10 protein-coding genes are annotated in these 13,016 nt (G+C 68.4%); 9 read left to right on the top strand and 1 reads right to left on the bottom strand.

Annotation, left to right across the window (positions count from 1 at the left end):
• Nucleotides 1–16 precede the first annotated feature (16 nt).
• From lldD to AC56LN_RS13155, 9 genes are all read left to right on the top strand, one after another.
• Nucleotides 17–1,231 carry an FMN-dependent L-lactate dehydrogenase LldD gene (gene lldD, locus AC56LN_RS13195; protein ID WP_499572319.1) on the top strand — a complete coding sequence of 405 codons (1,215 nt, stop codon included), beginning with the start codon at nt 17–19 and terminating at the stop codon, nt 1,229–1,231.
• Nucleotides 1,207–2,064, top strand: coding sequence for an NAD(P)-binding domain-containing protein (locus AC56LN_RS13190; protein ID WP_499572317.1), 858 nt, complete (start codon nt 1,207–1,209; stop codon nt 2,062–2,064). Before lldD ends, AC56LN_RS13190 begins: the two co-directional genes overlap by 25 nt.
• 134 nt (nt 2,065–2,198) lie before the next feature.
• The gene (locus tag AC56LN_RS13185) at nt 2,199–2,819 is read left to right on the top strand and encodes a thermostable hemolysin (RefSeq protein WP_499572316.1); all 621 of its coding nucleotides are present in this window, start codon (nt 2,199–2,201) and stop codon (nt 2,817–2,819) included.
• Nucleotides 2,800–4,266 (top strand): AMP-binding protein, encoded by a 1,467-nt coding sequence (locus AC56LN_RS13180; RefSeq protein WP_499572315.1) that lies wholly within the window; start codon nt 2,800–2,802, stop codon nt 4,264–4,266. The genes AC56LN_RS13185 and AC56LN_RS13180 overlap by 20 nt, the downstream gene beginning before the upstream one ends.
• 11 nt (nt 4,267–4,277) lie before the next feature.
• Complete coding sequence (locus tag AC56LN_RS13175; protein WP_499572313.1) at nt 4,278–4,949, top strand: iron-containing redox enzyme family protein; 672 nt, start codon at nt 4,278–4,280, stop codon at nt 4,947–4,949.
• Between the two features lies 1 nt (nt 4,950).
• Nucleotides 4,951–5,769, top strand: coding sequence for an SDR family oxidoreductase (locus AC56LN_RS13170; RefSeq protein ID WP_499572311.1), 819 nt, complete (start codon nt 4,951–4,953; stop codon nt 5,767–5,769).
• Nucleotides 5,766–6,416, top strand: a complete 651-nt coding sequence (locus AC56LN_RS13165) for a tetratricopeptide repeat protein (protein WP_499572309.1) — start codon at nt 5,766–5,768, stop codon at nt 6,414–6,416. Before AC56LN_RS13170 ends, AC56LN_RS13165 begins: the two co-directional genes overlap by 4 nt.
• 24 nt (nt 6,417–6,440) lie before the next feature.
• Nucleotides 6,441–7,106, top strand: a complete 666-nt coding sequence (locus tag AC56LN_RS13160; protein ID WP_499572307.1) for a response regulator transcription factor — start codon at nt 6,441–6,443, stop codon at nt 7,104–7,106.
• On the top strand, nt 7,103–8,494 hold the full coding sequence (locus AC56LN_RS13155; protein ID WP_499572305.1) for a sensor histidine kinase: 1,392 nt from the start codon (nt 7,103–7,105) through the stop codon (nt 8,492–8,494). Before AC56LN_RS13160 ends, AC56LN_RS13155 begins: the two co-directional genes overlap by 4 nt.
• Here the strand turns inward: AC56LN_RS13155 and AC56LN_RS13150 are convergent.
• On the bottom strand, nt 8,433–12,926 hold the full coding sequence (locus tag AC56LN_RS13150) for a PDDEXK-like endonuclease domain-containing protein (protein WP_499572303.1): 4,494 nt from the start codon (nt 12,924–12,926) through the stop codon (nt 8,433–8,435). The two genes, AC56LN_RS13155 and AC56LN_RS13150, sit on opposite strands and share 62 nt — an antisense overlap.
• Between the last annotated feature and the right edge of the window lie 90 nt (nt 12,927–13,016).

Here is a 13,016-nt window from a genome sequence, read left to right as displayed (position 1 = left end):
CGCTCCTGCCCCTGCCATGATCATCTCGTCTTCCCTCGATTTTCGCGCCGCCGCGCAGCGCCGCTTGCCACCGTTCCTGTTTCACTACCTCGATGGCGGCGCGGGCGCCGAGCAGACCCTGCGCAGCAATGTCGACGACCTGCAGGCTGTCCGGCTGCGCCAGCGCGTGCTCAGGGGCAGCGAGCATCTCGACCTGGGCGTGCGCTGGTTCGGCGACGACTACGCGCTGCCGATGGCGCTGGCGCCGGTCGGCCTGACCGGCATGTATGCGCGGCGCGGGGAGGTGCAGGCCGTGCGCGCCGCCGGCCGTTGCGCCATCCCGTTCATCGGGTCGACCGTGTCGGTGTGCCCGCTGGCGGAAGTGGCGGCGCAGGCGGCCACGCCGGTCTGGTTCCAGCTGTACGTGCTGAAGGACCGCGGCTTCATGCGCGACATGATGCGGCGCGCGTGGGAACTCGGCTCGCGCACGCTCGTGTTCACCGTCGACATGCCGGTGCCAGGCGCGCGCTACCGCGATGCGCACAGCGGCATGAGCGGGGCGAACGGCCCGCTGCGGCGCGTGCTGCAGGCGCTGACGCATCCACGCTGGGCATGGGATGTCGGCGTGTTCGGCCGGCCGCACGACCTGGGCAACATCACGGCCTACCTGGGCAGCAGCACCGGGCTGGCGGACTACATCGGCTGGCTGGGTGCCAACTTCGATCCCGGCATCGGCTGGCAAGACCTGCAATGGATCCGCGACGAGTGGCAGGGCCGGCTCGTCATCAAGGGCATCCTCGACCCCGACGATGCGCGCGCCGCGCTGGCGTTTGGTGCCGACGGCATCGTCGTGTCGAACCACGGCGGGCGCCAGCTCGATGGTGCCCCGTCGAGCGCGCAGGCGCTGCCGGAGATCGCCGCTTCGGTGCGCGGCAAGATGACGATCTTCGCCGATGGCGGCGTGCGCACCGGCACCGACGTGTTTCGCATGCTGGCGCTGGGCGCCGATGGCGTGCTGCTGGGCCGCGCCTTCGTGTATGCGCTGGCCACGCATGGCCAGGCCGGCGTCGAGCGGCTGCTTCAGATCATCGAGAAGGAGTTGCGGACCACGATGGTGCTCACGGGCGTGCGCTCGGTAAGCGAGATCGGACCGCATCTGCTGGTACGGTCGCCGGGCGCGAACCCGGGACATGGGACAATGGCGTTGCGCACAACAGAGGACATCGAATGCACATTGCCATCATCGGGTTAGGGGAAGTGGGGCGTTGCTACGCGAGGGCGCTGCACGCTGCGGGCATTGCCCTCAGCCTGTGCAATGTGCGGCCATCGGCTGCCGCCGTCGACTGCGCGTCGTCGCTCGCGCTGCCCTTGCACACCGAGCCTGGCGCATGGCTGGGCCAGGCCGACTGGGTGCTGTCCTGCGTGCCTGGCACCCAGTCCGCGGGTGTCGTGGCACTGGTGCTGCCTTTCCTGAACCGTGAGGCGGCGTTCGCCGATTTCAGCACTGCCACGCCCGATGTCAAACGCAGTAATGCCGATGCGGCGGCCGCGCAGGGTAGCCGGTACGTGGACGCGGCGATCATGGGCGCGATCTCGCTTGGCGGCGCACGCACGCCGCTGCTGCTGGCGGGCGCAGGCGCCGAGGCATTGCAGTGCGTCCTTGCGCCCTGCGGCGCGCGGATTCGTATCGTTGCCAACGGCGTGGCAGGCGACGCCATGTCGCTCAAGCTGCTGCGCAGCGTCTTCACCAAGGGCATGGAAGCGCTGGCCGTCGAGTTGCTGATGAGCGCAGAGCAGCAGGGCATGCGCGAACAGCTGTATGCCCAGCTGGCCGACATCGACGAAACGCCGCTGCGTGATTACCTCGACATGCTGGTGCGTACGCACGTGGTCCACGCGGCGCGGCGGGTCCACGAAGTGCGCGATGCACAAGCGTTGCTGGCCGCCCGCCAGCACCCGTCGCTCGTACTGCCCGGCGTCGAACGCCGCTTTGCCGCGACCGTGCTCGGGCTGGCCAGCGACCCGCTGGGCAACGCCGACCCCTCCGTCGGGCAGGCCCTGGACTGGCTGCTCGCGCAGCGTTAACGGCCCACGCATCGCGGGCGCCCGTGCGTGGCGCGCCGTCTGACCCGCGTGCATCAGCACCACACTCGTCGATTAATCTGGCCTTAATGTTGCCCCCATAAGTTTCGTCATGGGAACAACAAAAGGAGTGACCAGTGTCGACCACCATGCCATGCGCGACTCGCGCCAGCGCCATGCCACCCGCCGCATCCGGGGCGGGGCGCGCTCTTGAAATCGTGCCGCCGGGCCATCCGGAACGCGCATCGCTCGAGGCCTTCATCGCCGCGGAGTTCGCCCGTGTCTACGGTGCCAGCCTGCAGCATTTCTGCCATACGCTTGCCGGGCGCCGCGACAGTGCCGGGCGCTGGGTGGCGGCGCTGGGCTATACGCTGGCCGGCGAGGGGGCGTTGTTTCTCGAACAATACCTGGATAGCCCGGTCGAGACCGAAATCGGCGCGCGCACCGGCCGTCCTGTCGCACGGACGGGCATCGTCGAAGTGGGCAATCTGGCCAGTACCGATGCGGGCGCCGCGCGCGCGCTGATCGTAGCCATGACGCACCAGCTGCATTGCCAGGGCCTGGTCTGGGTCACGTTCACCGCCACGCGGGCACTGCTCAATTCGTTCGCACGGTTGCGGCTGGCACCGTCGGTGCTGGCGGACGCCGATCCGGCCCGCCTGGGGCAGGCGCAGGGGGCATGGGGCAGCTATTACGCGACCCATCCGCAAGTCATGTTCGGCAATATTGGATTCGGTCATGATCAACTGGCGCGCTAATCTCCCCGCAAGCGGCGCCGTGCTGGAAGGCGCGCACGGCACCTGGAGCGCCAGCGTGCTCATCGAGCGTGTCGAGGCGCTGGCGCGGATGCTGCGCGCCACGTTCCGTCCCGGCGCTGCGCTGGCGATCCTGGCCGACAACGGTCCTGAATGGATTGCCATCGACCTCGCCGTGCACGAAGCCGGCATGGCGCTGGTGCCGCTGCCATCGTTCTTCACGCCGCCCCAGTGGCAACACGCACTGACGCAGGCAGCGGTCGATGGCCTGTTCTGCGTCGACGCGTCGCTGGCCGGGGCGCTGGGCTACGCCACGGAGGTGGCCACGCCCGGCGCCCTGTCGCTGTATGCCGGCGCCAGCCGGCCGGGCAGCGTGCCACCCGGTGTGCAGAAAGTGACGTTCACGTCCGGCACGACCTCGCAGCCCAAGGGCGTATGCCTGGCTTCCAGCCAGCAGTGGGAGCTGGCCCAGGTGCTGGCCGACGCGCTGGCCGGCCTGAACATCCGGCGCCATCTGAATCTGCTGCCGCTGTCGGTCCTGCTTGAAAATATTGCCGGTACCTACACGGCCTTGCTGTCTGGCGCGCTCAATATCAGCCTGCCGCTGGCGATGACCGGCCTGCGCGGCGCGGCCTCGTTCGATCCGGGCATCTGTCTTGCCGCCATCGCCGCCACGCGCGCCGAAAGCGTGATCCTGTTGCCGCAGATGCTGCAGGCGCTGGTCGGCGCCGTGCGGCCGAACGATCCGCGTCTTGCCAGCCTCAAGTTCATCGCGGTCGGCGGGGCCAGGACGCCCAAGGCGCTGCTCGAGGCGGCGCAGGCCATGGGATTCCCCGTGTACGAAGGCTATGGCCTTTCGGAGTGCGGCTCGGTGGTGTCGCTGAACCTGCCGGGGCAGGCGCGCATCGGCAGTGCCGGCAAACCGCTGCCCAACCGCAGCGTGCGCATTGCGCCGGACGGCGAGATCGAAGTCGGTGGCGGCGTCATGGCGGGCTACCTGGGCCAGGCACCAGCCGATCACGCGCCAGGTCAGGAAACCTGGCTGGGCACCGGCGACATCGGCCATCTCGACGCCGACGGCTACCTGCATATCGACGGGCGCAAGAACAATGTGCTGGTCACCGCGTACGGGCGCAACGTCTCGCCGGAGTGGCCCGAATCGCTGTTGCTCGGCACCGGCGTCCTGGCCCAGGTGATGGTGGTGGGCGATGCCCGCGCCTACCTGGCTGCAGCGGTCGTGCCGCTGCAGGCGGATGCGCCGGACGCCGTGATCGACGCCGCCGTGGCCCGCGTCAATCAGGAACTGCCGGACTACGCGCGCATCGGCGCCTGGTTCCGTACCACACCGTTTTCCGAGGCCGACGGCACCGTCACCGCCAACGGCCGCTTGCGGCGCGACACGGCGCGCACGCGCTGCGCCGCGCACATCGAACAAATCTATCAGTCCTGAAGGAGCAATGTATGCAGTTCTACGACATCCTGTGCCAGCAAACCGAACCCCAGCGCCAGCAACTGCTGGGCACACCGCTGATCCAGCAGGCACTCATGGGCGATATCGACCTTGACCAGTACGTGGTGTTCCTGACGCAGGCGTATCACCACGTCAAACACACTGTCCCCCTCATGATGGCGTGCGGCAGCCGGCTGAATAACGAGCAAGCCTGGTTGCGCCAGGCCATTGCCGAGTACGTCGAAGAAGAGATCGGCCATGAAGAGTGGATCCTGTCCGATATCGCTGCCTGTGGCGGCAACCCGGACCTGGCGCGCCGTTCGCAGCCGTCGCCGGCAACCGAATTGATGGTGGCATATGCCTACCACGGGATCGACCGCGGCAATCCGGTGGGCTTCTTTGGCATGGTGCATGTGCTGGAAGGGACCAGCACCGCGCTGGCCACCCAGGCCGCGCAGACCATCCAGCTGCGCCTCGACCTGCCGGATGCCGCGTTCAGCTACCTGACCTCGCACGGCAGTCTCGACCTGGAACATGTGGCGTTCTTCGTGAACCTGATGAACCAGCTCCAGAACGAAGCCGACCGCGCGGCCGTAATCCATGGTGCGCGCATGATGTACCGCCTGTACGGCGACATTTTCCGCAACCTGCCGCAGCGCGCCACCAGCCTGGTCGGGGTCTAGCATGGCGCACACGACATGGCGGCTGGTACTGACCGGCGCGAGCGGGGGCATTGGCCAGGCGCTGGCAATCGCCCTGGCGCCGTACTGCGCGTCGATGGTGCTGGTCGGGCGCAATGGCGCGGTGCTCGAGGCGCTGCGCGAACGGCTCGGGCCGCACCTGGTGCGGGTCGTCGTCGGCGACGCGACGCAGGAGGCGACACTTGACGCCATCGCGGCGGCGGCGAGTGAGCTCGGCGGCGTCGATCTGCTGATCAACAATGCTGGGATCAACGCGTTCCATGCGTTCCAGACCCAGGAGCCGGCAGCGCTGCGCAGCCTGCTGGAAGTGAACCTGCTCGCACCGATGCTGCTCACGCAGCGCCTGCTGCCGCAGCTGCGCCTGGCGCCGAGCGCGCAGGTCATCAACGTGGGCTCGCTGTTCGGCTACCTGGGCTATCCCGGGTTTGCCGGCTACTGCGCCAGCAAGTCGGGCCTGCGCGGCTTTACCCAGGCGCTGCGGCGCGAGCTGGCCGATACCGGCATCGCAGTACGGCACTTCATCCCGCGCGCAACCCGCACGCCGATCAACGCCGGGGCCGTCGAGACGATGAACGCCGAGATGGGCGTGGCGCTCGACGAACCGGCCGATGTGGCGCGCCAGTTATGCAAATTCATCGAAGGGTCGGCATGGGAGTACAAGCCGGGGTTGAAAGAAGCGCTGCTGGCGCTCGTCAACCACCTGCTGCCCGCCTTGCCCGACCGGGCCATCCGGGGCCAGTTACCCGTCATCCGCAAACACATGCCGGCGCCTGTCCGGCACGCACAACCGAGGTCATCATGAAAATGTCGTTTCGCACCATCACCACCGCCGCGTTCTGCATGGCGGCCTTCAACGTCGCCGTGGCCGCACCCGCCGACGACGCCGTCAGCACACTGCAACAGCGCTGGGAACAAGTCAAATACGGGGCGCCCACAGCGGGGCAGGAGCGCGCGTTCGAGGCCCTGAGCGCCGAGGCGGACACCGTGCTGTCGCGCTATCCCGACAACGCCGGGGTGCTGATCTGGCATGGCATCGTCGTGGCCAGCCATGCCGGCGCCAAGGGTGGCCTGGGCGCGCTCGGCCTGGCCAAGACGGCCAAGAAGGACTTCGAAGCCGCGCTGCAGATCGACCCGAAGGCGCTGGCCGGTTCCGCCTACACGAGCCTCGGGAGCCTGTATTATCAGGTACCGGGCTGGCCGATCGGCTTTGGCGACAAGGACAAGGCACGCGAAAACCTGCAGCAGGGTATTGCGCTGAACCCGGACGGCATCGACGCCAATTACTTCCTGGGCGACTTCCTGTACCGTCAGGGTGACATGGCGGGTGCCGAGCGCTGCCTGCGCAAGGCGCTGCAGGCGCCGGCGCGGCCTGGCCGCAAGCTGGCCGATTCAGGGCGGCGTGCCGAAGTCGAAGCGCTGCTCGCGCAAGTCGCGGCCAAGCGCAAGTAATACAATCAGCTGGAGACGTGCAGGATGCGAATATTACTTGTCGAAGATGACGAATCGCTGGCATCGGGCCTGAAGCTGGCGCTCGGGCGGGCCTGTTACACGGTCGAACACGTGGGGGACGGCGTGGCTGCGGTTGCGGCGCTCGAACACAATGCGTTCGACCTGGCCATCCTCGACCTCGGCCTGCCGCGTCTCGACGGCATCGACGTGCTGGCGCGGGTACGGCGCGCCGGCAATGCCGTGCCGGTGCTGGTGCTGTCGGCGCGCGATGCAGTGCGCGACCGGATCGTGGCGCTCGACCTGGGCGCTGACGATTACCTGATCAAGCCCTTCGATATCGACGAATTGCTCGCGCGGGTCCGGGTGCTCGAGCGGCGCCGCGCCGGCCTGTCGGTCAACCAGCTGCGCTTTGGCGACCTGGCGCTGGATCTCGCGGGCATGGCGGTCAGCTGGAAGAACCAGCCGATCGATCTGCAGCACCGCGAATTCATGCTGCTCCGGCGGCTCGTCGAGCAGCCCAACAAGGTGTTTACCCGCAGCGAACTCGAAGCGTCGCTGTACGGCTGGGGCGAGGGCGTGGCCAGCAACGCCATTGACGTCTACGTGCACCATGTGCGGCGCAAGACTGATCCCGACCTGATCAAGACGGTGCGCGGGCTTGGTTATCGCATCGGGAATCCAGCCACATGAGCGGTCGGACGAGCGGGCGCCGCTATTCGATCCGCCGGCGCCTGATCACGCGCACGATGGCGTGCATGCTCCTGATCCTGGGGGGCATCTCGCTGGCCGCGCACTGGTTCGCCGGTCACGAGTCCGAGGAATTCTTCAGCGCGCGCCTGGCCAGTTCGGCGCGCGTGCTCGAAACGCTGGCGGCTCACCAGCTCGAGACGGCCACCATCGGGGCCCCGATCGTGATTCCGATTCCGCAGCAGCTCGGGTATTCAGGGGGTGCGACGCCGTATGGCCACCCGTACGAACACAAGATCGCGTTCCAGGTCTTCAATGCCGAAGGGCGCCTGCTGGCCCGTTCGGCGTCTGCGCCCGAAGCGCCGCTGGCGCCCCTGGCTTCAGGCTTTACCAGCAAGCTGCTGGGCGAGACCCTGTGGCAGGTGTTCGCGCTGCAATCGGGCCACGTGTGGGTGGTGGTGGCCGAGAAGGACGAGGTGCGCGAAGAAATGGTCGAGCAGCTTGGCGCGTCCGTGCTGGCGCCCGTCATCATCGGCGGCATCCTGCTGCTGGTGGCGGTCAACCTGGTGCTGGCGACCAATTTGGCGCCGCTGCGCACGCTGGCCGATGCGATCGCGCGGCGCGAGCCGGAGTCGCTCGCACCCGTCGAACTGCCCGACCTGCCGCGCGAGCTGTCGCCGGTCGTCGATGAACTCAACAGTCTGTTGCAGCGGGTCGCCGCTGCCTTCGAGCGCGAGCAGCAATTCATCGACGCCGCCGCGCACGAGATCCGCACACCGATCGCGGCGGTGCAATTGCATGTGCAGAACGCGCTGCGCGCGGCCAATCAGGCCGAGTGCGACGCCTCGCTGGGCGAGGCGGTCGGCGCGCTCGAACGCACGACGCAGCTGGCCGAGCAGCTGCTGACCTTCAGCCGCCTCGCGTCCGGCACCGACATGCAGCTGCAGCGCCAGGTCTCGCTGGCCGAAGTCTGCAGTGACGTGATGGCGCTGCAGGAACCCTTGCTCGACCGGCGCGGCCAGTCGCTTGGCTTGTCGGCGCCGCACGATTGCAGCGTGCAGGGCGACCCGTACCGGCTGCAGCAACTGCTGCGGAACCTGATCGAGAATGCGTCGCGGCATGGCCTGGCGCGCGGCGACATCGACGTCGCCATCGACTGCGCCGACGGGCAATGCCTGTTGCGCGTGTCGAACGATGGCGAACCGGTGCCGGACGAGGAAACGGAAAACGTGTTCCGTCCCTATTACCGGCTGCGGCCCGGCGGCAAATCAGGCGCTGGCCTGGGCCTGAGCATCGTGCGCCAGATCGCCGACCAGCACGGGGCGGCGGTCACGATTGGCCGGAAGGCGGATGCTCAAGGCTGCGTGGTAACGGTGGCGTTTCCGCGTTAAGCGCGTCACGTCCCCATTCGCGGTACTCGACCAGCAGCGGCGTGCGCGCCAGTGCCCCAAGCGGCTCGATCCCCATTGCCGCCAGGCGCGCCAGCAGCTCGGCCAGGATCGTTTCGCGCTGCAGCGACCAGGTCGAGGCAAAGCAACGCCAGAAGGTCCAGCCGGCCCGTTCCAGCACGCGCTGGCGGCCCATGTCGGCCTGCCACCGGTCTGGTCCATGGAACTCGTCGCCATCGAGTTCGATCGCCAGGCGCCGGTCATGCGCGCCTTCCACCACCATGTCAATGCGGTAGCCGGCGGCCGGCACCTGCGGGATGACGCGGTAGCCGCGCTCGAACAGTTCGGTGTACACGTCGCGCTCGAAGCCCGACTCGCACAGGTCGATCAGGCTCGTGGCTTCTTCACTGGCTTCAAGGGGTTTGGCGAAGTGCTCGACCAGCGTGCGGCGCAGGTCGAGCGTCGACAGTTCTTCGAGCCGCACCGAGCGCACCAGGTACATGCGGTCGCGCGCGCGCGAAGCGGCGACGTTGAAGCGCTGGTCGAACTGCACGCCCGACAGCGCGTGATGCTGCTTGCTGTCGGCGACCATCGACAGGAACATGATGTCGCGCTCGCTGCCCTGGAACAGGCGTGCGTCGCCGCAGGCGAAGTTGCGCCGCACCAGTTCAGCCATGTCGCAGCGCGAGCGCACCATCTTGTCGATCAGTTGCGCCTGTTCGGGGCCCAGCAGCGACACCACACCCAGCGTGCGGCCGGCATAGGCCGGATCGCGCAGGATGGCGTCGATCTCGGCGACGATGAATTCGGCCTCGGGGCGATTCAGTCCCTTGTTCTCGCGGTAGCCATTGGCCACGAACACGTCGATCAGCGGCGGATCGAGCCGCTCGGACGCCGTCGGGATGCGCAGCGGCTGGATGAAGCCCTTGTAGAACACGCGGTTGCTGTAGGCGATGATCGGCGCAACGCTGCGGAAGTGCTCGCGCAGCATGACCTTCGACGCAGCAAACACGGTCGAGGCAATGTCGTACAGCGACATGTCGGCCGTGAGCACGGCTTCGAACGGCTGGCCGGCCAGGAAACGCCGGCGCAGGTCGGTGATCTTTGCGGCCGAGACGAAGCCGGCTTCGGGCGAGACCTGGCGGTCATCGCCGACCACCAGGATCTGCTTGCCGCGCAGGACCGCCGGCAGCGCCCACAGGTCAGACTGGCTGGCCTCGTCGACGATGACGAGGTCAAACGCACCGAGCGTGGCCGGCAGCGTTTCGGACACGCGCGCATGGCTCATGATCCAGCACGGCACGGCGGCCTGCGCATTGACCATCGCTTCCTGCGCATCGCGCCGGTAGCGAGGAGCGTTCACGCCAGTTGCCTTGCCTAATTTACGTATCGACGTGCGGTAGGTTTCCAGCGCGCTCAATACGTTCTGGCCGGCCAGGCGGCGCGTGGCCAGCCAGGACGATTTCGACACCAGTTGTTCGTACAGGCGCGCCAGGCCCCGTTCGAGTTCGCGGCGGCGCTCGGCCAGGCGCAGCATCTCGTCGCGCGCATCGATATCGTCGAGGTAGGTTTTCAGGCGCGCCCAGGTCCAGGCATCGCGCCAGCGCACGGGGAACACGGCATCGTCGCCATGGGCGTCGACGGGGATGGTCGTCAGGCGTGCTGCCAGTCGGCCCGCGCCATGCGCCGCGACCTGTTCGGCGAATTCGCGCACGGTGGCCAGGTCGGGCGCCAGCGCGTCGATGCGGCGCAGTTCCGCGAGCAGCGCCGCATAGTCGGCGCTGACCGTGTCGGACTCGAGGCCCGGCATGCCGAGCGCCTGTCCGGCGAGCTCGCGCAGGCGCACGCCGACGGGGCCGTCGGCACCCGCCAGCAGACCATGCAGCGCGGCCATGGCCGTGCGGGCCTGTTCGAGGCCGGCCCGCGCCAGGTGCCGCGCCAGGTAGTCGCGCACGCGCAGCAGGTCGGCTTCGCGGCCCAGCAGGTCGTTCGTCGGCGGCTGGCTGAACACCGCGCGGGCCAGGCCAGGCAACTGCACGTCGTGGCGCGTTGCCTGGGCATGTGCGGCGCGGGCTGTGGTCAGGACCTGTTCGATGGCCCGCAGGTGCGCCACGTCGGCGACCAGCACCGGCAGCGACAGATCGGGTGCGAACGCATTCCAGCGCACGGCGAACGAGTGCAGGCGGCTCTGCAGCGCAGCGTAGCGCTGCACGTGGGCCCAGTCGTCGGTGGAGGCGGGCGCCAGGCCCGCAACGCGGATCGCGGCGATCTGCCCCTTGACGTCGCCGCCGCCAAACGACAACAGGCCGAACGGCTTGCCAGTGTCGACGGCGCGGTGGATCGCTTCGATGGCTTTCGGATTGCCGAGCGCTTCGGTCGGCGCCGTGACGGGCCGCTGCATGAATTCGGCGCGGGCGCGCAACAGCGCATCCATCTCGGGCAGCAGCGCCTCGAACGCGCTGCGCTCGGTGACGAACTGCGACTGGCGCGATTTCAGGCGCAGGGCGTGCGCCCAGTCGACGCCTGACGCTTCGACCTCTGCTGCGGTGGCAATGGCGTCGGCCAGTGCTGCCTGCAAGGCCTGCGCGGCGGCAAAGACGTCGGGCGTTGTGGCGCGCAGCGGGGGCAGCGCGCCACTGGCTTCGTCGCGCTCGATGTCGCGCATGGCCAGCAGCGTGTCATGCAGGCGGCCGATGCTGGCCGGCGCCGGCAGTGCGTCGGCAGAAGGCAGCCGCGCATTGCAATAGACCAGATCGGGACCGAGCCGGCGCCGCGCATCGCGCAGCGCCACCGCCTGTTCGTCGCCAAATGGCGGTGCGTGGTGCGGCGCCAGCGACAGCTCGTCGTCGAACCAGCCGTAACGTTCGGTGCCGTCGATGACCAGTTCGGCCATCTTCTGCGCGCGCATCTCGACACCGTCGACGCTGACGGCAGCCAGCTGCGCATGCGCGATCTCGTCGATCCGGGTGTCGATGGCGGCAGTTTCGGCGTGCGCGCGGTCGAGCGCAACGCGGCACGCGGCGATGGCCTCGGTCTCGAGCTGCGGGTTCAGGTGCGACAGCGTATGGATGATCGCCTCGATCGACGCCTGGAACTGGCGCATGCCTTCCTTGTCGCCCGAGAGCAGGGCGACGGTGAGCGGCCGGATCGATTCCGGAATCTTCTCCTGCAACACCTTCAGCGCCGGCTCGCCTTTGGACGTCACCAGGATGCGTTTGCCCGAGGCCAGGTAGTGGCTGATGATGTTGGCGATCGTGTGCGTCTTGCCGGTGCCGGGCGGCCCCTGGACCGTGACGCCGGGCGAGCGCGCCAGTTGCTGGACGATCGTTTCCTGCTCACGGTTGTACGGCAGCGGGAAGTACAGCTCGCGCGGCTCGCCGGCATTGACCGCGCCGCCGGACAGGCCGCGAAACGCGATCGGTTCGTGTTCGAGCACCTCGCTGCCAGGCGGTGTGACAAGGCTCAGCGGCCCGGCCGGCAGCGCCTCGCTGACGTCCACGCGTTCTTTCAGGCGCGCGATGTCGTCGATCAGGAAGTGCGTCGCGCGCGGTCGCGCGAAGATCACCCAGCCGTGCGTGACGACGAGACGCTCGCCAGGGGGCGGCGCCTGCGTGGCGGCCATGTCGTAGCGGGCGTCCGCGCTGACCTGGCCGGCAATCAGCTTCAGGATCGGCTCAATCGTCTCGGGTGCGAACGGCGAGATCGCGCTGTCGCCGCGTACGGCAAGCAGGCTGCGCGCGGCGCGTTCAACGTCGCCGATCCCGGGCACGCCGCAGGCCGCGAACGCATCCAGTTCCAGGTGCGCGTCGAGCTGGCGGGGCCGCAGGCCGATGGCGTGCGAGGCCGGGTCGATGTCGATTTCCAGCGCCTGCGTGATGAGCGGGTAATGGAAGTCGACGGGTGCCGGGGCGCCGATCTGCCACGACGACAGGCCCATGCCCCAGACCAGTTCCAGCGGGCGCGCCGCTTCTTCGGATTCGAGCCGCGCCTTCAGGGCGAACAGGTCCGCATACAGCGAGATCACCTGGCGCCGCGGGCGTTCGCGCGCTGCCCATTCGTGCCACGGCGCCTGATACACGGCCAGCGCGTGGGCGGCGCCGGCGCGGGCCGGATCGTCGCTCGCCAGGCCGGCCAGCGCGGCTTCGGCGAGTGCCGGCGGATTGCCGGACGGGTCGGCGCCGATCGCCAGATAGGGCGCCAGCGCGGGATCGGCCAGCAGGGGCGGCGGCGTCGCCTCGAGCCGGTGCACGCGCAACCACAGGTCATCCTGCTCGGTTTCGACGTTGAATTCGATCCACGGCAGCGTCGACAGGTCGGCAAAGGTCTTCTTGAATTCGGTGACTTTCGCGAGCGTGAACGCGGAAGGATCTATGTCTTTGGCCTGCTCGACGAGATAGTCGAGCAGAGCGCTCATGCGCTGGGCAGATGTGTGCATCGGATGCTTCCCGGCGGGGCCGGTGGGTAAGGTGGCGGCCATTGTACAAGAGGGCTGCTACGCGTGCGGCGCGCACGGATGGCGTGCGGC

It is taken from the genome of Telluria sp. ZT3P26 (assembly GCF_059686035.1).
Note: the sequence above shows the minus strand (reverse complement) of the source record. Positions and strands in the feature narration are given on the sequence as shown.